Below are 22,427 nucleotides of genomic sequence, written 5' to 3'. Positions count from 1 at the left end.
TCACCTCATCTTATTCTTCACGAACGCCAGAAAGCGCTGCGCGTTGTACCACCAGACGAGCACGTTCAATAATCGGGCCGTCAATCATTTTGCCATTAAGAGAAACCACACCCAGACCTTCAGCAGCCGCAGCTTCTGCCGCTTCAATCACTCGCTGAGCATGTTCCAGCTCTTTGATGGTTGGTGCATAAAGGTTGTGAAGAAGTTCTATTTGACGAGGGTTAATTAGCGATTTGCCATCAAAACCTAACTGCTTGATATGAGCCGCTTCATTCAGGAAGCCCTGCTCGTTATTGGCATCGGAATAGACAGTATCAAATGCCGCAATTCCGGCCGCACGGGCAGCCTGTAAGATAGAGCAACGGGCAAATAGTAGCTCAATACCTTCTGGTGAGCGCTCGGTACGCAGGTTGCGCACATAGTCTTCAGCGCCCAGAGCAATACCAATCAGGCGTGTAGAAGCCAGTGCAATATCAACGGCATTATTGATGCCTTCTGCAGATTCAATTGCCGCCATCATTCCGGTGCTACCAACTTCCCGACCACATTCCGCTTCAATGCGGGCGATCTGTTGTTCCATATCAATCACATCCTGAGCGCTATCGGTTTTCGGTAAGCGAACAATATCAACGCCACCGCGTACCACTGCTTCAAGATCTTTAATACCAAATTCGGAATCCAGCGCGTTTACCCGCACAACGGTTTCAATCTTCTGATACATCGGGTGTTGCAGCGCATGGAATACCAGTAAACGCGCAGCATCTTTCTCTCTTAACGCTACCGAGTCTTCCAGGTCGAACATGATGGCATCAGCAGAGTAAATGAAAGAGTTACTCACCATGGCGGCATTAGCGCCGGGAACAAACAGCATACTGCGGCGAACGCGCTGTTTTAGAGCTGGATTCATTTTAATGCCCCCCACGGAAGTTCTTTGCTGTCACTGGCTCTTAACAGCACGGTTTGCAGACGAGCACGTAAGATGCAGTCCAGAGCGCCTTTATCATCGATAATCAGTTGAACGCCTGTTACGCCCAGTTTGGATAATGTATCCATCATGGTTTCCCGGATGGCATCACCAAACTGTTTTTCTACGCTGCTGTTTAACTGCAGATCGATTTCCGACCCTCCAATGGGTGCGATCCGTACCATGACATCACTTGACTCAAGTGTGCCGGCAACGGCTTCTTTTACAATTTTCATAATTCACCTACGGTAATAACAGATTCTTCTGAGGGAATGCCTGCACTTTTCTGCCGAATATTCGGGTTATTAATTAAATAGTTATAAGTGCAGTCGGGTACCAGGTTAGCAATAACATCCATCTGTTTTTTAGCTAACAAACGACGTACCCAGGAAGCTGAAATAGCCGTACCTTCATGCTGCAAGCGCTCTATTTCAACTAACTCAATAGGGGGGAAAGTTAATTCAGGGGTATTTAGCCAGTAACGCATATCGGCGTTATATTTACTGGTCACTTCACAGAACGGCTCAGTACCCACAAAGCGATGGGTAACACCCAAAGCCGGGGCCAGATACTGTCGGAAGATTTTCAGGTCAATTTCGGTATAGCAGTTATCAACCATGCCCTGCTCTTTAATAAAGTAGCAAGGGAAAGTTGCCCGGGAAATCATATACTCCGACCCGGGATGAACCGTCAGGTTGGCAATATTTGCAGTTCCCTCAGTAACCAGTCTTAAGCGGTCTACATAAGGAAAAGTAGAGGTATTTTCTTTGACTAAAAACAAATGAAGCCAGTCACACTGTGCTGCTGCCTGCTGCACCAAATATTGATGGCCCAGGGTAAATGGATTGGCATTCATTATGATGCAGCCAATCTTTTCTCCTGGCTGACGGCTGGTCGCTAACTGCTGACTATAACGACGCAAACGGCAACTGCTGTTTTCCATTAAAACCACGATGCCGGGAACAGAAGCAATAGGGAAAAAACCACACTGGCGAAACAAAACTTCATTTTGAGTTTTAGTATAAATAAACAGATGGCTATGGTGACGTTCATAAGCCAGATTAACCAATTCCGTCGCCAGAGAGAGTGCAATTCCTTCTCCCCGAAGTTCTTCGTTAATAGCCACGCATTTAATTATATTATCGGCAATACCACCGCAGGCGATAATTTGGTTATCACGCATTACGGTAATAAACTCTTCAACCGAAGTATCAATATTCAAATCGTTCTTACGCAGAAATTTTGTGATCTCAGCTATCTTTTTATACTCTGAACGTTTTACACGGCTGAATATTGTTGAGTTATACATGTTCTATTCTCTATATAAGTATTTAGCTATAGTAATAAAGAAAAATACCGTGCTGACTTACACATTTATCAGAAGTTAATAATTAAAATAAAATGATATCTATAACATTATCGGGAATGTTATTTTAATAATTAAAAAAATAAGTCAATTGACTAATAAAATCATGGATAACATCATAGTAACTAGGTTGAGGGAGTTAATTGATCTGCTTCACACTTAGCCGAATAAACATTAATATCTTAATGGTTTTTATTTTTTTTATTAATTAAATGCATTTTATAAATAAATTAATTATATTCATTCCTCACACTTCAAATAATAAAAAGTGAATGTTAAATGCGTATTAAAACGAAAAAGGAATATATTAAGAATATGTTAAAAAACATGTCATTTCAATGGCGTGTATTCTTATTATTGCTTGTGGTTTTTACCTTACTGTTAGGCGCATTAAACAAATTCATGGAATATCAATTGGATAATTATCTGACCGATAAAGTCAGCGAAATTGCCATGAATCAGGCCAAGATCATTGCTTCAATGGATGATGTGATTGAAGGTGTGGAACAAAGAGATACCAAAAAACTTAAAAAGATCGCTGACCGTCTTAGTATGGAATCTAACTTTAGCTATTTGGTTATTGGTGATGAAAACTCTACCCGTCTGTATCACCCTAATCCGGAAAAAATCGGTTTTACCATGCAGTGGAATAAACCAGGCGCATTGGAACGGGGCGAAAGTTACATTATCAGTAGTGAAGGATCGATGGGGCTGGCCCTGAGGGCAAAAACGCCTATCTGGGACAAAAATAATCATGTCATTGGTGTCATATCGTTAGGGTATCTCAACAGTAAAATCGATATGTGGCGCTCTAATCAAATTCTCCCCCTTACCAGTGCTCTGCTGCTGATTCTCTTTATTCTTATTCTGCTCTCCTGGCAATTCTCCACCCATATAAAAAAACAGATGATGGGAATGGAGCCCATGGAGATTGCCAGAGTACAGCGCCAGCAAGATGCGCTGTTTGGCGCGGTTTTCGAAGGGCTTATCGCCGTCGATACCGAAGGCAAGATCACCGCCATTAACCAGAACGCACAAAAAATGTTTAAGCTGGCCGGTGCAGCAAAATATCTGGTGGGCCGTCAGGTACAAAACTTAATTACGCCACCCGATTACTTTCTTGAAACCAGCGGCACCAACCGCATTGACGATCTGCTTATTATTAATGGTTTAAAAATTATTGCTAACCGGGTGGGAATTTGGATTGACGGTGAATTTCAGGGCTGGGTTGTCAGCTTCCGCCGTCATGATGAGATCAATACTCTCAGTGCCCAACTGAGCCAAATACAACAGTATGTAGAAAACCTGCGTACGCTACGTCATGAACATCTTAACTGGATCTCCACCATTGGTGGATTGTTGCAGCTAAAAGAGTATGACCGGGCACTGGAGATGGTCAAATTCGAATCCTCTAACCAACAGTCACTTATCGATAGCATTAGTCAGATGTTTAAAAATCGCCTGATTGCTGGCCTGTTGTTTGGTAAGTATCATCGGGCAAAAGAACTCGGACTGGAAATTCAATTTACTCCCGGCAGTACACTTAGTGCCAATATCAATCCACTCACGGAAAATGAACTGGCCAGTATTCTTGGAAATTTATTGAATAATGCTTTTGAAGCCACATTAAAAAATCCTGACAGCAATAAACTGATTGAGTTTTTTATCTCGGATGAAGGATCTGAACTAATTATTGAAGTTTCAGACAATGGCTGCGGCATTGAACCTGATATTCGCGACACTATTTTTACGCGAGGCGTGACGTCTAAAAACAGTGGAGACCACGGTATCGGTCTCTATCTGGTCAAGACCTATATTGACCAATATAGCGGCACCATCACTCTTGATGATAATGAGCCTTGCGGCACCGTATTCTCTATTTTTATCCCCAAAGGAAAAGGAAATTAATTATATGAAATACCTAAATATTCTAATTATTGAGGATGAAACTCCGCTCGCTGAAATGCACGCTGAATTTATTAAACGCCATAATAGCTGTCGTCAGGTTTGGCTCGCCGGTAATCTTGAGCAAGGGCGCATGATGATTAATAACTTCAAGCCCGATTTGATCATTCTGGATAACTATCTGCCGGATGGTCGGGGCATTGAGCTATTACAAGAGCTCTCTGCTGAAAAATACCATGGTGAAGTTATCTTTATTACTGCTGCCAGCGATATTGATACCGTTTCGGAAGCTATTCGCTGCGGTGTTTTTGACTATCTGCTTAAGCCCGTGTCTTACGATCGCCTGGAACAAACATTGGTTCGCCTTAGTCATCTGCATCGGGTTCAGAAGCAGACGGAAGATGTCAGTCAGTGGCAGGTTGATGAAATGTTTAATACCTTCGCCCGCATTCAGGCTAAACCAACCATGCCCATCGGTATTGACGAAATCACGCTAAAGATTGTTCAGGATGCATTCAGTGATGCACAAATTGGCTATACCGCTGAAGATATTGCGAAAAAATTAGGATTAAGCCGCACAACAGCCAGACGCTATCTGGAGTTTTGCGCGAAAGAACGTTTCTTACAGGCTGAGATTATTTATGGAAAAGTGGGTCGACCTCAGCGTATATATCGCTTAAGTACCCCAGTCGAATAGTATTAAAAGATTAATAAATAAAACATTACTGCAGACAGAACCGTAAAACTTCCATTACAGCTTTAAGATTAAAAAGTGCGTTTTATCATGGTAAGATATAAGGAAATGTCGAACGAGGTTCCCCCGGAGCACCATTTACAGGTATAGTTGGTGGGTAAAAATTGAGTAAGTGGATTTCACTGGTAAGGTGAGTACATAACTATCAGTAAAAGATTACTTGTTCCACTATCACTCTGTTATCCGGGATTGCCCCTCTGTAATTCGTGACCGTAAAAAGGAGTCAATATGACTTGGGAGTATGCACTGATTGCTGGCTTAGTTGTTGGTCTTATCATTGGCGCTTTAGCTATGCGTTTTGGTAACAGAAAACTACGTCAACAAACTGCATTACAGCAGGAGCTTAATAAGAATAAGGCAGAGCTGGAAGCTTACCGTCAGGAGCTGGTTAGTCACTTTTCCCACAGCGCAGAGCTGTTAGAAAAAATGGCTCAAGATTATCGTCAGTTCCAGAAGCATATGATTAAAAGTTCAACTGCGCTGTTACCTGATATGGCCACCAGCGATAATCCATTTAGCTATATCAACTATAAGCCTGTTTCTTCTGCTTCAGAACAGGATCAGCTGTCGGCTGATATCCCGCCGCGGGATTACTCTGAAGGCGCTTCCGGATTATTCCGCCCGGAACGCAAAGACTAAAATCTCTGATGACGCTATCAACCCCGATAGCGTCATTTTCTTCTGCTACAATTAATTACCTTTCTTTACTTTATTCGTTTTATCTGCGCCTCAACTGAATTTGAAGCGTATCACATTTATTGATACTGCCGATTTCAACCCTTGCTGGCGCTTGAATCATGAACTTTTTGACACTACTTACAGTCATAGCAATAGCTACACTATTTTGTAATAGTTTAAACATGTAACCTGTTGGTATTGAGAGTAATCATCCATGAAAAAAACCACTTTATTATTAAGCGCCCTGACAGTCAGCCTGGGATTAACTTTTTCCTCAGTACCGGTCGCTAATGCGGCTTTACCAACCACTGTCGCCGGAGAGCAAGTTCCTAGTCTGGCTCCAATGCTGGACAAAGTTCTTCCTGCTGTGGTCAGCGTATATGTTGAAGGTACACAAGTTCAGCGTCAGCGAATCCCTGAAGAATTTAAATTCTTCTTTGGTCCAAACATGCCATCTGAACAACAAAGCTCTCGTCCATTTGAAGGATTGGGCTCAGGTGTCATCATCAATGCTGAGAAAGGTTATGTGGTTACCAATAACCACGTTATTAACAATGCGGACAAAATTCGCGTTCAGTTGAATAACGGTAAAGAGTATCAGGCAAAACTGATTGGACGCGATGAGCAGTCTGATATCGCACTATTACAGTTAACCGATTCTAATCCAAAAGATCTGACCTCAATTAAGATGTCCGACTCTGACAGCCTGCGCGTTGGTGATTTCGCCGTTGCGGTAGGTAACCCATTTGGTCTGGGCCAGACCGCTACATCCGGTATTATCTCCGCGTTAGGCCGTAGTGGTCTGAATCTGGAGGGTCTGGAAAACTTTATTCAGACGGATGCATCCATTAACCGTGGTAACTCCGGCGGCGCGCTGGTTAACCTTAACGGTGAACTGATTGGTATTAATACCGCGATCCTCGCCCCTAGCGGCGGTAACGTAGGTATCGGCTTTGCTATCCCGAGTAATATGGTGCAAAACCTGACCGATCAGTTAATTAAATACGGTGAAGTTAAACGCGGCATGCTGGGCATTAAAGGCAGTGAAATGACTGCTGAAATGGCAAAAGCATTTAAAGTGGACGCTCAGCGCGGCGCATTTGTGAGTGAAGTTCTGCCAAAATCTGCGGCGGCACAAGCCGGTATTAAATCCGGTGACGTGATTGTTTCTCTGGATGGTAAAGCCATCAGCAGTTTTGCCGAGTTGCGGGCTAAAGTTGCCACCGCTGGTGCCGGTAAGAAAGTGAAAATGGGTCTGCTACGCGAAGGCAAACCGATGGAAGTCAATGTCGAACTGCAAAACAGCGATCAGTCTTCTATCAGTGCCGAGTCTCTTTCCCCTGCCCTGCAAGGCGCCAGCTTCAACAATGGTGAAGTTAAAGGCACCAAAGGCGTGATGATTAAAGACGTAGAAAAAGGCTCTCCGGCTGCTCAGAGTGGCTTAAAAGCTGGCGATATGATCATTGGGGTCAACAGCGACCGTACCACCAATATTGGTGAGCTGCGCAAAATACTGGACAGCAAGCCAAATGTGCTGGCACTCAATATTTTACGCGGTGATGACAATATCTATCTGATTCTGCGTTAATACCGATCGCAAAAACGGATACGGCACTATGCCGTATCCGTTCAAGTCATGGTATCCTTCCTTACCTTTACTATTTTTGACGATATGCATGTTTGCCAAACTGTTACGTTCGATAATTATTGGCTTAATTATTGCCGCTGCTCTACTGCTGATATTTCCCTCACTGCGTGATGCGTCGGGGTTGTTTAACAATTCCCTGAGTTTACCGCTTAGTGAGTCACCATTAAGCTATAACAGTGCTGTCAAGCGTGCCGCTCCTGCTGTTGTTAACGTCTATAACCGTAGCGCTCTTAGTTCTTCCAGCCAGAATACATTGGGAATTAACACCCTTGGATCTGGCGTTATTATGAATAAGAAAGGTTATATCATTACTAACAGGCACGTTATCCTGAATGCTGACCAGGTCATTATCACATTACAAAATGGTCAGGTTTATGAAGCAATTTTAGTGGGTGCCGATACGTTAACCGATTTAGCCGTCCTCAAAATTAAAGAAGACAACCTGCCGGTCATTCCAATTAACTCAAAACGTTCACCTCACGTTGGTGATGTGGTGCTGGCAATTGGTAACCCCTATAACCTTGGACAAACCGTTACTCAGGGCATCATCAGCGCCACCGGACGAACCAGTCTTAGCCCTTACGGTCGACAAAACCTGCTGCAAACTGACGCATCAATTAACCACGGCAACTCTGGTGGTGCATTGATTAATTCTCTGGGCGAGTTAGTAGGTATCAATACCCTGTCATTAGACAAACGTACCGATGGTGATACCCCTGAAGGCATTGGCTTTGCAATTCCTACCGAACTTGCCACTAAAATCATGAATAAGCTTATCCGGGACGGTCGAGTGATTCGTGGCTTTATCGGTATTGAAGGCCGTGAATTCAGCCAGATGCAAAATCAGGGTAGTCCATTCGATCGGTTACAGGGAATACTGGTACGCTCCGTAACCCCTGGAGGTCCGGCAGAAGAAGCTGGCCTGCTAGTCGGAGATATTTTGGTTAACGTCAACAACAAACCAGCAACCTCCGCCATTGAAGTCATGGATGAAGTATCAGAGATCCGCCCGGGAACCAATATTCCGGTGATCGTATTACGTCAGGGCCAGCGCCTGACCTTCACACTAAAAATCTCCGAATACCCAGCGCAGAACAACTAATTCATTCCATACAGTTAAATAAAAACAGCAAGGGCGCATCTGCGCCCTTTTTAATTGATGGCAAACTCAGGTAATAAATTTATATCTAAAAATAGTCAATCGTCGGGAGACCTTTCCGTTTGGGTCGACTTGGCGTCAGCCAACGAAGCGCCCATAGGAAAGGTAGGCCCGACGCTCACCAAAGCCAAGTACAGACGGTCTTCCGGTCGAGCACAAAGCCAATATAAGCACTGCTGACTTAACGACCGGAATATTCATTGAAGCCGATTTTTGGATTTATCAACAAAAAAGGGCGCAGATCCTATATCCCGCGCCCTTTCAACTTCAATCAAATAACCAACCTAACTGTTATTCGTCTGTCTCTTTAAAACGCTGAATATTAGCACCCAGTGCATTCAGCTTTTCTTCAATACGCTCATATCCACGATCGATATGATAAATACGGTCAACAACCGTAACGCCTTCAGCAATACAGCCCGCCAGCACTAAACTTGCCGATGCGCGTAAATCCGTCGCCATTACCTGAGCGGCAGACAGCTTATCAACACTATGACAGATAACCGTATTGCCTTCGATTTCAGCATGAGCACCCATACGGATCAACTCAGGAATATGCATGAAACGGTTTTCAAAAATAGTTTCAGTGATGACGCCGGTTCCTTCAGCCACCAGATTCAACAGAGAAAACTGGGCCTGCATATCAGTTGGGAAACCAGGATGTGGTGCGGTACGAATATTGACGCTGTGTGGGCGCTTGCCTTTCATATCCAGACTGATCCAGTCACTACCGGTTTCTATTTCAGCACCCGCTTCACGTAATTTAGCTAATACCGCATCCAGCATATCCGGACGCGTATTGCGACAAATCACTTTACCACCCGAAATCGCCGCTGCTACCAGGAAAGTACCGGTTTCAATACGGTCAGGCAGTACGCGATACACACCACCGCCTAAACGTTCAACACCTTCAATAGTAATATGATCAGTTCCCGCACCGGTGATTTTCGCACCTAATGTATTCAGGAATTCAGCCGTATCCACAATTTCTGGCTCACGGGCCGCATTCTCAATAACGGTAGTTCCTTCCGCCAGCGTTGCTGCACTCATAATAGTTACTGTAGCGCCTACGCTAACTTTATCCATCACGATATGCGCTGCTTTCAGGCGACCGTTAACCGATGCTTTAACGTACCCTTCTTCTAACTTAATCTCTGCGCCCAACTGCTCCAGACCAGAAATATGTAAGTCAACCGGACGGGCACCGATAGCACATCCACCCGGCAGAGATACCTCACCATGACCAAAACGGGCAACTAATGGCCCTAACGCCCAAATAGAGGCGCGCATGGTTTTTACCAAATCGTAAGGAGCACATAGCTCAGTTACATTGCTGGTATCAACAAAAATCGAACCGTTACGCTCAATTTTCACACCCAGTTGGCCCAGCAACTTAAGGGTAGTATCGATATCTTTCAGCTTTGGCACATTCTGTAACTCTACTGGCTCTTCCGCCAACAGTGCTGCAAAAAGAATCGGGAGCGCTGCATTTTTAGCGCCAGAAATCGTCACTTCACCACTTAGTCGGGTGGGGCCCTGTACTCGAAACTTGTCCATAATCGCTCTCTCTAATACAACAACATTTAAAAGGTCAGATGCTGATTTAATATTTGTTGTTATGCGTTGTTATTTAATCAGCACAGATAAAATCACTAACGGCCCGTATGGGTTATGTACCCAATTACAAACCGCTCAGTTTGCGGTCGCGTTCCCACTCTGTCGGGGTATAAGCTTTAATCGACAGTGCATGAATGCGGTTATCGGAAATGTATTCCATCAGCGGAGCATAAACTGCCTGCTGCTGTTTAACGCGGCTCATACCTTCAAACATATCACCAATGGCAATCACCTGAAAATGGCTACCGTCACCCGTGACGCGAACATCTTGCAGATTTAATGCATCGAGCAAAATTTGTCTTATTTCGTTAGTATCCATCGTCTTCACTATATTAATCAGAAAAGTTCTGTTTTTCAGAATAGAAAACAGTTTAAATTAGCACATAAGTTCTGATTCGTTATAAAAACATCGCGGAGATATAGATGACTATATCTCCGCGACTCATTTCAAATCAGCCTGATGAACATACTATCACACCATAGTTGGTGTACTCACGAGGTAAGGCTGAATAATTTGTTGCAGATTATACAGAGATGCCAACATCTGCAGCTTCTCTGTCATTCCCGTCAGTTTTAGCGGCTGTTTGCGTGATTCACCTTCATCAAGTAAATGAACCAACATCGCCAGCCCCGCAGAATCCACCCGGGACAAAGCCGACACGTCAATCGTTGTTATATCAGCACCGATAACCTGCTGCCGAACTTTCCAGAACGGCAGTAACGTTTCACGATCTAAATCACCGCTTAACGTTATTACGCCATTTTCAGCCTGCCAGTTCAGAGCGTTCTGCATTATTTTTTATCATCCAGCGTAATTCGCTGACTGGCCAGAGCCTTCAGCTGTTTAGTTAAGCCATCAACACCATCACGGCGCAGAGTTTCAGCCCACTCATTTTGCTTAGTGGTAATCATACTGATACCTTCAGCAATCATGTCATAAGCCTGCCATTCACCGGTTTTGGTGTTTTTACGCCATTGGAAATCCAGACGAATTGGTGGACGACCGTTGGTGTCATTAATGGTAATACGGATAGAAACGTTATCTTTATCACCTAATGGTTGTTCAGGGGCAATTTGATACTTTTGACCATTATACATAGCAAGCGCCTGACCATAAGCCTGCTCCATATAGGCTTCAAAGGCTGGCATATAAGCATCGCGCTGTGCCGGGGTTGCATCACGATAATAACGACCTAACACCAAAGCACCTGCATATTTCACTTGAATGTAAGGAAGGAGCTCTTCCTTCACTACGGTACGTAAATAGTCAGGGTTTTGTTTAATCTTAGGTTGCTCATTGGTCAGGCGGGTAAATACCTTTTCCGCCGCAACTTGCATCTGCTGGTAAGGATTACTGGCATCAGCTGCATTTGCCGCCAAAGGGGCAATCATGAAAAGTGCTGCCATCATAAAACGTTTTAACATAGCTGTTCCTCTTATCCTACTGTTGTCCATAATGTTGAATAAACATGGTTAACTCCGCAACCAACCTTTTGCCAGCCGGATATCTTAATGAGCCGGAGCAGGCGCAGTGCCTTCATCAGCAGGTTTTTCATCACCGCCGCTTTTATATAAGAACTGACCGATCAGATCCTCCAATACCATCGCTGACTTGGTATCTTTAATCTCATCGCCATCTTTCAGAATTTTGGTCCCCATATCTTCATCTTCAAAGCCAATATTCATCGCCAGGAATTGCTCACCTAACAGACCTGAAGTGCGAATCGATAAAGAGCTGGTATCCGGAATATGATTAAAACGCTGCTGCATATCAATTGCTACGCGCGGGAAGTAGGTCTTTTGATCAAGAGTAATATCAGCCACACGACCAACCAAAACTCCCCCTACTCTCACCGGGGAACGCGCTTTTAAACCGCCGATGTTATCAAATGTCGCGTAAAGCCGATAAGTTGGCTCATTGCCCAAAGATTTCACATCTGCGACTTTTAAACACAGGAATAAAAGTGAGCACAGACCAATCAGCATGAACACCCCTACCCAGATTTCCGTTTTTTTACTTTGCATCGATTTAATTCCCAAACATCATTGCGGTCAGTACAAAATCTACACCTAATACGGCGAGAGAGGCATGTACGACGGTACGAGTAGTCGCCTGGCTAATTCCTTCCGATGTCGGAATACAGTCATAGCCATTATAAAGCGCAATCCAGGTTACTGTGATTGCAAATACTACACTTTTAATTAAACAGTTCAGCAGGTCGGTGTGCCAGCTAACGGAGTCCTGCATCGCAGCCCAGAAGAAACCATCATCGATTCCTTTCCAGTCCACGCCAACCATTGCTCCGCCCAGAATACCGACCGCAACAAAAATAGCAGTTAGCACCGGCATACTGATAAAACCAGCCCAAAAACGTGGGGTAATCACCCGGCGCAGTGGGTCAATGGCCATCATCTCCAGGCTGGAAAGCTGTTCTGTCGCCTTCATCAGGCCAATCTCTGCGGTTAACGCTGAACCTGCCCGACCGGCAAACAGTAATGCAGTAACAACCGGTCCCAGTTCGCGCAATAAAGAGAGTGCCACCATCATACCCAGGCTGGCTTCAGCGCTATAGGTAGTAAGAATCAGGTAGCCCTGCAAGCCCAGAACCATACCGATAAACAAGCCAGAAACCATAATAATCAGCAGTGACTGAACACCAACAACATACAGTTGCTTGAGTAAAAGCGGCCATTGCTTGCGAAACTCCGGCTTTCCAACCAGTGCCCCATACAACATCAGCCCGGAACGGCCAAAAGAGGTGCAAAATTGGATACCACGGCGTCCTAAAGACGCCAATGCCTGTAGCAACATTAACTTAGTAACTCCGTTTTATAATCACCGGCGGGAAAACGGAAAGGAACCGGGCCATCTGCCACACCGTCCAGAAATTGTCTGGCTCGAGGGTCAGGATTAGCACGTAATTCGTCCGGCGTTCCTTCTGCAATAACACGATGCTCCGCCACAATATAAGCATAATCAGCAATGCTCAGAACTTCCGGCACATCATGTGAAACAACAATACAGGTGATACCTAATGAATGGTTAAGCTCATCAATAAGTTTAACCAGAACGCCCATGGTGATTGGATCCTGACCGACAAAAGGTTCATCGAACATAATCAGTTCAGGTTCAAGAGCAATTGCCCGAGCCAAAGCAGCCCTACGCGCCATACCCCCCGACAGCTCTGCCGGCATCAGGTTAGCTGCGCCCCGCAAACCAACCGCCTCCAGCTTCATCAATACGGTACTGTGGAGCAATTCTTCGGGTAATTTAGTATGTTCCCGTAAAGGATAAGCCACATTATCGAACACCGTTAAATCGGTGAACAAAGCTCCTGACTGGAACAACATGCTCATCTTTTTACGGACTTCATACAGGTGGCGACGAGAAAGCGTTGGGATATTATCCCCATCAAAAATGATATCACCGCTATCCGGTGCCAATTGCCCACCGATTAACCGTAATAATGTGGTTTTACCAATGCCTGAAGGTCCCATAATCGCAGTCACTTTGCCACGAGGTACCGTCAGGTTGATATCCTGAAATATTGGACGACCATTACGGGAAAACGACATATCCCGTACTTCGACCAAATTCGCTGCCGATTTAATCATAACGTCCTTAAACTATCAGGATGAATACTTATATCGTCCATCATAAGTATTAATATACTCTGGCTCAACATTTCATTCCCCTTGATAAACAGAGGCCGAAACGCAGGCGGTGTTTTACTTTTCATCCAACGCCAGTCAAAATTAACTCAAGGATTTTACCAATGTTCTCAGCCTGAGCCAAAGGCCCTTGTGATAATTCAGCAATAATAATGCTAAACGGCACCTGAATATTACTGTCCATCTGACCTGACTAAGACGAATAGATGAATGAAAAAGTTCAATTTTAAACAGGATAACGCATGCTGATCGCCATAGTAATGCTGTTTATTGGCCTCATTCTGCTGGTTTATGGTGCTAACCGCTTAGTTTTTGGTGCTACCGCTATCGCCAACAGTTTAAATGTACCACGCCTTGCTGTTGGCATTATGGTCACCGGAGTAGGCACCTCACTGCCGGAGCTGGCATTTTCGGTCACCGCCGGGATTAACGGCAAAACCAATATGGTGGTTGGTAACGCGATTGGCTCAAACATCACTAATATCCTACTCATTTTAGGATGCGTTGCTATTATTCGTCCATTAAGTCTGCATTCTAAACGGCTAAAACGCGAAGCTCCCTTACTGTTTCTGATCATGTTACTGGCCGGTTTTGTCCTTTATGATAACCAGCTTAGTCGCAGTGATGGTATTATCCTGCTGCTCGCCTTTATCAGCTTTATGGTGCTGGTATTCAAAATGAGTAAACGCACTTTTCTGCGGGAAACAGATTCACTTTCGGTTAGTCAGGAAGCCGAAACGCCCAAAGAGATAAGCCAAACCGTCGCGTTTTTATGGATACTAATAGGCGTGTTGGTTTTACCCATTGCCGCCAAAATAACGGTTGATAATGCCACGGTAGTGGCCCGCTATTTAGGCTTGAGTGAACTGATGATAAGCCTCACAATTATTGCTATTGGCACCAGCCTGCCAGAATTAGCAACCGCTATCACCGGCATGTATAAACATGAAGATGATATGGTGCTGGGCAATGTGATTGGCTCGAATATCTTTAATATGTTAGTAGTCATGGGGATACCTGCATTAATTTCTCCGGGTAGCTTCTTTAGCGAGGCCTTCCGCCGTGATTACTGGATTATGCTGGCAGCCAGCCTGCTTCTGACCTTGCTCTGCGTAGGTCGCAGCCGTCGTTTAACACGGCCAATGGGAATAGTGCTGCTGGCTGGTTTTACCCTTTATATTGGTGTGCTGATGTATTCTGCGTACGCCTGAATTTAAGTTTCCTCGATCCAAAATAAGACAAAGGGAACTTTATTGATGACAGTGAGAACGAGTAATGTCTAACTTTGATTTTCAACAAGCAGGAAAACAGGTTCTTGATATTGAACGATCCGGGCTTGAACAACTCTATCAATATATCAATCAGGATTTTTCACGCGCCTGTGAGCTAATGTTCCACTGTAAAGGTAAAGTCGTGGTCATGGGAATGGGTAAGTCTGGTCATATCGGCTGTAAAATGGCGGCCTCTTTTGCCAGTACCGGAACACCTTCATTCTTTGTTCACCCTGCCGAAGCCAGCCACGGTGATTTAGGCATGATCACCGCCGACGACATTGTGATTGCTATCTCTTACTCTGGCGAATCCAGTGAGATTATGGCGCTGATTCCGGTGATTAAACGTTTACAAATTCCATTGATCTGTATGACCGGTAATCCAAACAGTTCAATGGGAAAAGCGGCCGATACACACTTATGCATTAACGTTCCTCAGGAGGCTTGCCCGTTGGGGCTGGCACCAACAACCAGCACCACAGCGACACTGGTTATGGGCGATGCATTAGCGGTTGCTTTATTAGAGGCCAGAGGGTTCACCGCCGACGATTTCGCCCTGTCACATCCGGGGGGAGCTCTTGGACGCAAACTGTTATTACGCGTTAGTGATATTATGCACACCGGTGACGAAATTCCACGGGTGAGTAATCAGGCGTCACTACGCGAAGCGCTGGTGGAAATTACCAGAAAAAATCTGGGCCTGACCGTTATCTGTAATGACGATATGTTAATTCAAGGGATTTTCACCGATGGCGACCTGCGTCGAGTCTTCGATCAGGGTGTGGAGATTAGCAATGCTAAAATTGCCGATCTGATGACCAAAGGCGGCATTCGCGTTCGTCCTGATATGCTGGCGGTAGAAGCGCTGAATCTGATGCAGTCACGCCATATTACCGCGGTTCTGGTAGCTGAAGGCGATCGGTTAGTAGGCGTGGTTCATATGCATGATATGCTGCGCGCTGGCGTGGTTTAAGGCAAAATAGTTGGTTTGCACGATTTAAGTGAAAAGCAAAAGAGTATAAACATGATTAACACCTGCTACGGCGCGGTAAGCAAAGAGGTTTTTCAACGGGCGGCCCAAATTCGACTGTTGATCTGTGATGTGGATGGAGTAATGTCCGACGGCCTGATTTATATGGGTAATCAGGGAGAAGAGCTAAAAGCCTTCAACGTGCGTGATGGTTATGGTATCCGTTGCCTGATTACTTCCGGCATCGATGTCGCCATTATTACCGGACGTAGCGCCAAGCTGGTTGAAAATCGTGCCAAAACACTGGGAATTACCCATCTGTATCAAGGGCAATCTGATAAACTGGTGGCTTTCGAGAAAATACTTAAAGATGTCTCCCTGAAGCCAGAACAAGTGGCATATATTGGCGATGACCTCATTGACTGGCCCGTGATGCAAAAAGTTGGTTTGGCGGTAGCAGTTGCGGATGCACACCCGCTTCTTCTGCCAAAAGCACACTATGTAACGCAAATTGCCGGTGGTCGTGGTGCTGTACGCGAGTTATGTGATTTAATTCTGCAAGCGCAAGATAAACTCGAAGGGGCACAAGGGTTATCCATATGAGTATGAGCAAGACAAAGCTAAGCCTGACGATTGTACTAATGCTAATCGCTTTAGGTCTTATTGGCTGGAATCTGGCTGATTTTGATGACAATAAAACCATCGTGCCACCGGATGATAAAGAACCCACCTATCAGAGCCAACAAATGGTGACGATAGTGTACAATCCGGAAGGTCAGTTAAATTACAAATTAACGGCGGAAGACGTAAAGTATTACGCCTCCCCGGAAGATACCTGGTTCACTAAACCGGTCATGATTATGTATGACAAGGAACAGGTGGCAACCTGGTCGGTGCGTTCCGATCGCGCTAAATTAACCAAAGACCGTATGCTTTATCTGTATGATAATGTTGAGGTCAACAGCCTGACGACTACGTCACAGCTGGAAAGAATCAAGACTAACAGTGCTGATGTTAATCTGGTGACACAGGATATCAGCTCTGACGATCATGTTACTCTGTACGGGGCTAATTTTACCTCCGAAGGAATGAAGATGCGTGGTAATCTGCGCAGTAGAACAGCTAAGCTGATTGAAAAGGTAAAAACCTATTATGAAGTTCAACCAAAAGCCGGCAATGAAACTCAGCCATCATCGTAAAAGCGTGGTTAACAGCGTGGTAGCCGGCATACTTCTGGTTACCAGCGCCTCTGCGTTTGCATTAAAAGATGACACAAATCAACCGATTAACATTAGTTCCGCTCAGCAATCATTAGACATGAATGGTAATGTCGTCACCTTTACCGGTGATGTTATTGTGAAACAGGGAACCATTGATATTCGTGCGGATAAAGTCATCGTGACTCGCCCTGAAGGTAATGAAGGGAAAGAAGTAGTAGAGGCATTCGGTAATCCGGTGACCTTCTACCAAATGCAAGACAGCGGTAAACCGGTAAAAGGCCGGGGTTTAAAACTCCGCTATGAATTGGCTACTGACTTTGTTGACCTGACTGGCAATGCCTATCTGGAACAACTGGACAGCAATGTTCAGGGTGATCGTATCACTTACAAAGTGAAAGAGCAGAAGATGGAAGCGTTCAGCAACAAAGGTAAACGCGTAAACACCATTCTGGTACCATCTCAGATACAGAAAAAATAAACACTTTTAACCGCAGTTAAAGAAAAGAGTAAACAATAGCGAATGGCAACGTTAACAGCAGAGAATCTGGCCAAGGCCTACAAAGGTCGCCGAGTGGTAGAAGATGTCAGCCTGACCGTCAACTCCGGTGAAATTGTCGGTTTGCTTGGGCCAAACGGCGCAGGTAAAACCACCACGTTTTACATGGTTGTGGGTATCGTCCAGCGTGATGCGGGTTCAATTCTTATCGATGGTGAAGATATCAGTCTGTTACCACTGCATGCGCGCGCCCGTCGCGGTATCGGCTATCTGCCACAGGAAGCCTCTATTTTCCGTCGTCTGAGCGTTTACGATAATCTGATGGCAGTGCTACAAATCCGCAATGATTTAACCAATGAACAGCGGGAAGACCGTGCCAACGAGCTGCTGGAAGAATTCCATATTGAGCACCTGCGTAAAAACCTTGGTCAATCCCTCTCCGGTGGTGAACGCCGTCGGGTAGAGATTGCCAGAGCGCTGGCTGCTAATCCTAAATTTATTTTGCTGGATGAACCTTTTGCCGGCGTTGACCCAATTTCGGTTATCGATATTAAAAAAATCATTGAGCATCTGCGCGATAGCGGGCTTGGTGTATTAATTACCGACCATAACGTACGTGAAACGCTGGACGTTTGTGAACGCGCTTACATCGTTAGCCAGGGTCATTTAATTGCTCATGGAACACCATCATCTATTCTGGAAGATGAACATGTGAAGCGGGTCTATTTAGGCAATGAATTCCGATTGTAGCTATTATTGCTACCCTATGGGAACATTCGCTTAGCCATTCCGGAATGCGATAATAAGTGTAATATGTCATTATGAAGCAAGGTTTACAGCTCAAGTTAAGTCAACAATTAACCATGACACCTCAGTTACAGCAGGCAATTCGCCTGTTGCAGCTGTCGACACTTGAACTGCAACAAGAGATTCAAATCGCGCTGGAAAGCAACCCACTGCTTGAGCAGGCAGATAATCATGACGAAATAGACTCACGCGAAGAGACCGAGCACGAACAGCTCGATACCAGCGAAGCACTACAGCAGTCTGATATTCCTGAAGACCTCCCTCTCGATGCCTCATGGGACGAAATTTATACCGCAGGTACGCCGTCCGGCACCCATAACGACTATGGCGATGACGAACTTCCGGTATTTCAGGGCGAAACCACTCTGACCCTGCAAGATCATCTGATGTGGCAGATGGATCTAACCCCGTTCTCCGATCTGGATAAAGCCATTGCTACCGCCATTATTGATGCGGTGGACAATACCGGCTATCTGACAGTTTCACTGGAAGATATCGCCGATAGTCTGGGACAGGACGAAGTTGAACTCGATGAAATCGAAGCGGTACTGAAGCGTATTCAGCGTTTCGACCCGGTGGGCGTTGCTGCCCGCGATCTGCGAGAATGCTTACTGGTACAACTTTCCCAGCTATCTTCTGATACCCCTTATCTCAGTGATGCTCGTCAGATTGCCGATCATCATCTGGCACTGTTAGGCAGCCATGATTTCCGCTCATTACTAAAACTGACTCGAATTAGTGAAGAGGCACTGAAAGGGGCCATGCAATTGATTCAAAGCCTTGATCCTCGTCCCGGTCAGTCAATTCATGCCAGCGAGTCTGAATACGTTATTCCTGATGTACTGGTACGCAAAGTTCAGGGCAAATGGGTGGCTGAGCTCAATACGGAAAGTATCCCACGCTTGCAGATTAACCAGCACTACGCCTCAATGGCAAATACCCATAATGCCAGCGATAATCAATATATCCGTACCAATTTACAAGACGCCCGTTGGCTAATCAAAAGCCTTGAAAGTCGTAACGACACGCTACTTAGAGTAACGGAATGTATTGTAGAGCGGCAGGAAGAGTTTTTTGAGCTGGGCGCAGAATACATGAAGCCAATGGTTTTGGCCGATATCGCCCAAGCGGTTGATATGCATGAGTCAACCATCTCACGCGTAACCACCCAAAAGTACTTACATAGCCCCAGAGGGATATTTGAGTTAAAATACTTCTTTTCCAGTCACGTAAATACCGATAGTGGTGGCGAAGCCTCTTCTACTGCAATTCGTGCACTGGTTAAAAAATTGATTTCGGCTGAAAATCCAGGTAAGCCGCTGAGCGACAGTAAAATCGCCAGTATGCTAACCGATCAAGGGATTATTGTTGCCAGAAGGACGGTAGCAAAATACAGGGAGTCGTTATCTATTCCCCCGTCAAATCAGCGTAAACAACTGATCTGACTCAATGGTTCCTACAAATGATGAACACGTTATCCGCCATGCAATTACGCTCTATTCTGAAATTAGACAGCACACGCAGTGCCGTTCACTGCTCCAGTAAAAAACGGGCGTTAGAAATTGTTAGCGAAATGGCCGCCAGCCAATTGAATATACCTACCAGCGTAGTGTTTGAGGCTATCCTCAGCCGTGAACGCATGGGTAGCACTGGCATTGGCGCAGGCATCGCTCTTCCGCACGGTAAACTGGAAGAAGATACCACTCGTGCCGTAGGTGTATTTATCACCCTGGATAGTCCTGTCAGTTTTGACGCGGTCGATAACCAACCGGTTGATATATTATTTGCCCTGCTCGTTCCGGCAGACGAATGTCAGGCTTATCTGGCTACGTTATCAGCCATAGCCCAACGTCTGGCAGATAAGACCTTGTGCCGCCAGTTGCGAATGGCACAAACCGATGAAGAGCTTTATCAGCTGTTTACTCAGGAATCGTCTGATAAAGAGAATGAACCAACTGAAAATCAATCTGTTTAAAAACGATTGTTCGTGTTAACGTTTATTCTGTTAGGGTTGATGTTTAACCCAAAGCAACACATGAAGTGTTGTGTAAGGTCCAGATACCGGCGATATTGATATCATATCGTGATGATTAAGAGGAATAGCAACATGGTGCTGATGATTGTCAGCGGCCGCTCAGGCTCAGGTAAGTCCGTAGCGCTGCGCGCTCTGGAAGATATGGGTTTCTACTGCGTCGATAATTTACCGGTAGTCTTATTGCCCCAGTTAGCCGAAACGCTGGCGGAAAGAAAAACGTCCGCCGCGGTTAGTATTGATGTGCGAAATTTACCTGAAACCCCAGAAATTCTGGAAGAAGTTCTGAATAATCTGCCGGGTGATTTCTCTCCTCAGTTGCTGTTCCTTGATGCCGACCGTAACACGCTAATCAGACGTTATAGCGATACTCGCCGTCTGCACCCACTGTCGAATAAAAATTTATCGCTAGAGAGCGCTATCGATGAAGAGGATACCCTGCTTGAACCATTGCGTTCACGGGCCGATCTGATTATCGATACTGCCGAGATGTCTGTTCACGAACTGGCAGAAATGCTGAGAACCCGACTGCTCGGTAAGCGCGAACGCGAACTGACTATGGTGTTTGAATCATTTGGCTTTAAGCACGGTATTCCAATCGATGCGGACTACGTTTTTGACGTTCGTTTTCTGCCGAACCCACATTGGGACCCGAAACTGCGCCCAATGACCGGTTTAGATAAGCCAGTGGCTTCCTTTTTGGATCGCCATACTGAAGTGCATAACTTTATTTATCAGACGCGTAGCTACCTTGAACAGTGGTTACCTATGCTGGAAACCAATAACCGTAGCTATCTGACAGTAGCGATTGGTTGTACGGGTGGAAAACACCGTTCCGTTTATGTCGCTGAACAACTGGCCGATTATTTCCGTTCCCGTGGGAAAAACGTTCAATCACGTCATCGTACGTTAGAAAAACGTAAAAATGACGGAAAAAACAGTAACTAAGCGATAAAAATCGTTAATTAGCCTTTGGTCTGCTTTACTGATATGATTAACTCAGCATCTTATCGAATTGCGCTGATAGTCAAAATGTCAGGTAAGCCAAAGACGATATAAAACCAGAATATGTAGAGCGTGATCCCGATCTCTTTAATTTAACGTGGTTTTATTAATATTCAGGAAACAGCGCTCTTAGCCCCCGCATTCAACCTGCGGGGGTTTTGTTTTGCTTAGTATATTATTTTACTGCTGGTCTGAAGTTCAGGCCGACAAACAATGAACCCTAAAATTAGATAGGACTAGTCTAATCAAAGATATTATCGGAGTGATGTATGCTTAAACCCGCCATAATCATAAATGAACTGGATGCAGAGCGTATCGACATGCTGCTTGAACACCCTGAATTCGCTTCATCACCGGTGGCTCAGGCACTTAATGCAGAAATCGATCGGGCAGAAATTGTTGCGCCAGGTGAAGTTCCCGCGGATGTTGTCACTATGGACAGCCGGGTTCGGTTTATCGATCTCAGCACTCAGGAAGAACGGACTCGCACTCTGGTATTTCCTCACGATCTGAAAGACAGCGCAGAACAATTGTCCGTTATGGCACCTATTGGCGCAGCGCTGTTAGGCATGCGTGCAGGTAATGATATTAGCTGGCATTTACCAAACGGTACTGTCACACAGATTAAAGTGCTGGAGATAATATCTCAGCCGAAAGCCAGCTAAGTATTACCGATCAGACTCTGAAGTTAGAGAGTAATAAGTGCAGCAAATTAGCGCTGCACTTTACCCCAAAGCAGACCTAAAACCTCGTCTTCTTCAACGCCAGTAAATGCAGCAAGCGTTTCACCACAAAAGCACTCAGCAAGAAAAAAATGAAGATTAGCGTTGCTGAAACGGCAGGTAATTCAAAATAGAGGGTAT

Annotated in this window: 25 protein-coding genes; 15 read left to right on the top strand and 10 right to left on the bottom strand. The window is 45.2% G+C overall.

The window, feature by feature from the left end; all coding sequences use genetic code 11:
- Positions 1-10: 10 nt before the first annotated feature.
- Genes citE through citC form a run of 3 tightly spaced genes read right to left on the bottom strand, consistent with a single transcriptional unit; the run spans position 11 to position 2,273 of the window.
- Complete coding sequence (citE, locus tag GOL65_RS21305) at positions 11-907, bottom strand: citrate (pro-3S)-lyase subunit beta (protein ID WP_140920135.1); 897 nt, start codon at positions 905-907, stop codon at positions 11-13.
- On the bottom strand, positions 904-1,200 hold the full coding sequence (gene citD, locus GOL65_RS21300; RefSeq protein WP_140920136.1) for a citrate lyase acyl carrier protein: 297 nt from the start codon (positions 1,198-1,200) through the stop codon (positions 904-906). Before citD ends, citE begins: the two co-directional genes overlap by 4 nt.
- Positions 1,197-2,273, bottom strand: a complete 1,077-nt coding sequence (gene citC / locus GOL65_RS21295) for a [citrate (pro-3S)-lyase] ligase (protein WP_140920137.1) — start codon at positions 2,271-2,273, stop codon at positions 1,197-1,199. Before citC ends, citD begins: the two co-directional genes overlap by 4 nt.
- A 336-nt stretch (positions 2,274-2,609) precedes the next feature.
- Between citC and dpiB the strand changes: the two genes are divergently transcribed.
- From dpiB to degS, 5 genes are all read left to right on the top strand, one after another.
- Positions 2,610-4,238, top strand: a complete 1,629-nt coding sequence (dpiB, locus tag GOL65_RS21290) for a sensor histidine kinase DpiB (RefSeq protein WP_140920138.1) — start codon at positions 2,610-2,612, stop codon at positions 4,236-4,238.
- Between the two features lie 4 nt (positions 4,239-4,242).
- Positions 4,243-4,932, top strand: a complete 690-nt coding sequence (dpiA, locus tag GOL65_RS21285) for a two-component response regulator DpiA (protein WP_140920139.1) — start codon at positions 4,243-4,245, stop codon at positions 4,930-4,932.
- Positions 4,933-5,217: 285 nt separating this feature from the next.
- Complete coding sequence (gene zapG, locus GOL65_RS21280) at positions 5,218-5,628, top strand: Z-ring associated protein ZapG (RefSeq protein WP_130592729.1); 411 nt, start codon at positions 5,218-5,220, stop codon at positions 5,626-5,628.
- 253 nt (positions 5,629-5,881) lie between these two features.
- Positions 5,882-7,255: a serine endoprotease DegQ gene (degQ, locus tag GOL65_RS21275; protein WP_130592730.1), complete on the top strand. Its 1,374-nt coding sequence runs from the start codon at positions 5,882-5,884 to the stop codon at positions 7,253-7,255.
- An 88-nt stretch (positions 7,256-7,343) separates the two neighbouring features.
- Positions 7,344-8,417, top strand: a complete 1,074-nt coding sequence (gene degS / locus GOL65_RS21270) for an outer membrane-stress sensor serine endopeptidase DegS (protein ID WP_140920266.1) — start codon at positions 7,344-7,346, stop codon at positions 8,415-8,417.
- A 348-nt stretch (positions 8,418-8,765) separates the two neighbouring features.
- Here degS and murA read toward each other — a convergent pair whose 3' ends face one another.
- The 7 genes from murA to mlaF all read right to left on the bottom strand — a co-directional run bounded on the left by murA (position 8,766) and on the right by mlaF (position 13,706).
- The gene (gene murA, locus GOL65_RS21265; protein WP_140920140.1) at positions 8,766-10,031 is read right to left on the bottom strand and encodes a UDP-N-acetylglucosamine 1-carboxyvinyltransferase; all 1,266 of its coding nucleotides are present in this window, start codon (positions 10,029-10,031) and stop codon (positions 8,766-8,768) included.
- A gap of 124 nt (positions 10,032-10,155) precedes the next feature.
- Positions 10,156-10,410 (bottom strand): BolA family iron metabolism protein IbaG, encoded by a 255-nt coding sequence (gene ibaG / locus GOL65_RS21260; RefSeq protein WP_130592732.1) that lies wholly within the window; start codon positions 10,408-10,410, stop codon positions 10,156-10,158.
- 153 nt (positions 10,411-10,563) lie between these two features.
- On the bottom strand, positions 10,564-10,884 hold the full coding sequence (mlaB, locus tag GOL65_RS21255) for a lipid asymmetry maintenance protein MlaB (RefSeq protein WP_140920141.1): 321 nt from the start codon (positions 10,882-10,884) through the stop codon (positions 10,564-10,566).
- Positions 10,884-11,516, bottom strand: coding sequence for a phospholipid-binding protein MlaC (gene mlaC, locus GOL65_RS21250; protein WP_130592734.1), 633 nt, complete (start codon positions 11,514-11,516; stop codon positions 10,884-10,886). The genes mlaB and mlaC overlap by 1 nt, the downstream gene beginning before the upstream one ends.
- Before the next feature lie 84 nt (positions 11,517-11,600).
- Positions 11,601-12,116 (bottom strand): outer membrane lipid asymmetry maintenance protein MlaD, encoded by a 516-nt coding sequence (gene mlaD, locus GOL65_RS21245; RefSeq protein WP_140920142.1) that lies wholly within the window; start codon positions 12,114-12,116, stop codon positions 11,601-11,603.
- Positions 12,117-12,120: 4 nt separating this feature from the next.
- Positions 12,121-12,903 carry a lipid asymmetry maintenance ABC transporter permease subunit MlaE gene (mlaE, locus tag GOL65_RS21240; protein ID WP_140920143.1) on the bottom strand — a complete coding sequence of 261 codons (783 nt, stop codon included), beginning with the start codon at positions 12,901-12,903 and terminating at the stop codon, positions 12,121-12,123.
- On the bottom strand, positions 12,903-13,706 hold the full coding sequence (gene mlaF / locus GOL65_RS21235; RefSeq protein ID WP_140920144.1) for a phospholipid ABC transporter ATP-binding protein MlaF: 804 nt from the start codon (positions 13,704-13,706) through the stop codon (positions 12,903-12,905). The genes mlaE and mlaF overlap by 1 nt, the downstream gene beginning before the upstream one ends.
- A gap of 299 nt (positions 13,707-14,005) precedes the next feature.
- Here mlaF and GOL65_RS21230 point away from each other — a divergent pair, with 299 nt between their 5' ends.
- From GOL65_RS21230 to rnk, 10 genes are all read left to right on the top strand, one after another.
- Positions 14,006-14,974, top strand: coding sequence for a calcium/sodium antiporter (locus GOL65_RS21230; RefSeq protein ID WP_140920145.1), 969 nt, complete (start codon positions 14,006-14,008; stop codon positions 14,972-14,974).
- Between the two features lie 64 nt (positions 14,975-15,038).
- The gene (gene kdsD, locus GOL65_RS21225; protein ID WP_140920146.1) at positions 15,039-16,007 is read left to right on the top strand and encodes an arabinose-5-phosphate isomerase KdsD; all 969 of its coding nucleotides are present in this window, start codon (positions 15,039-15,041) and stop codon (positions 16,005-16,007) included.
- A gap of 51 nt (positions 16,008-16,058) precedes the next feature.
- Complete coding sequence (kdsC, locus tag GOL65_RS21220) at positions 16,059-16,607, top strand: 3-deoxy-manno-octulosonate-8-phosphatase KdsC (protein ID WP_140920147.1); 549 nt, start codon at positions 16,059-16,061, stop codon at positions 16,605-16,607.
- A 2-nt stretch (positions 16,608-16,609) separates the two neighbouring features.
- A complete protein-coding gene (lptC, locus tag GOL65_RS21215; protein ID WP_140920267.1) occupies positions 16,610-17,203 on the top strand; it encodes an LPS export ABC transporter periplasmic protein LptC in 594 nt (197 codons plus the stop codon).
- Positions 17,181-17,702 (top strand): lipopolysaccharide ABC transporter substrate-binding protein LptA, encoded by a 522-nt coding sequence (lptA, locus tag GOL65_RS21210; RefSeq protein WP_140920148.1) that lies wholly within the window; start codon positions 17,181-17,183, stop codon positions 17,700-17,702. The genes lptC and lptA overlap by 23 nt, the downstream gene beginning before the upstream one ends.
- 42 nt (positions 17,703-17,744) lie before the next feature.
- Positions 17,745-18,470 carry an LPS export ABC transporter ATP-binding protein gene (gene lptB / locus GOL65_RS21205; protein WP_130592741.1) on the top strand — a complete coding sequence of 242 codons (726 nt, stop codon included), beginning with the start codon at positions 17,745-17,747 and terminating at the stop codon, positions 18,468-18,470.
- 71 nt (positions 18,471-18,541) lie between these two features.
- Positions 18,542-19,972: an RNA polymerase factor sigma-54 gene (rpoN, locus tag GOL65_RS21200; RefSeq protein WP_140920149.1), complete on the top strand. Its 1,431-nt coding sequence runs from the start codon at positions 18,542-18,544 to the stop codon at positions 19,970-19,972.
- A 17-nt stretch (positions 19,973-19,989) separates the two neighbouring features.
- Complete coding sequence (ptsN, locus tag GOL65_RS21195; protein ID WP_130592743.1) at positions 19,990-20,502, top strand: PTS IIA-like nitrogen regulatory protein PtsN; 513 nt, start codon at positions 19,990-19,992, stop codon at positions 20,500-20,502.
- Positions 20,503-20,634: 132 nt separating this feature from the next.
- Positions 20,635-21,507: an RNase adapter RapZ gene (gene rapZ, locus GOL65_RS21190; protein ID WP_140920150.1), complete on the top strand. Its 873-nt coding sequence runs from the start codon at positions 20,635-20,637 to the stop codon at positions 21,505-21,507.
- Between the two features lie 326 nt (positions 21,508-21,833).
- Positions 21,834-22,229, top strand: a complete 396-nt coding sequence (gene rnk / locus GOL65_RS21185) for a nucleoside diphosphate kinase regulator (protein WP_140920151.1) — start codon at positions 21,834-21,836, stop codon at positions 22,227-22,229.
- The last annotated feature ends 198 nt before the right edge of the window (positions 22,230-22,427 follow it).

It is taken from the genome of Limnobaculum xujianqingii (assembly GCF_013394855.1).
GTDB classification, from domain to species: Bacteria; Pseudomonadota; Gammaproteobacteria; order Enterobacterales; family Enterobacteriaceae; genus Limnobaculum; species Limnobaculum xujianqingii.
This window is presented reverse-complemented; position numbering and strand designations above follow the sequence as displayed.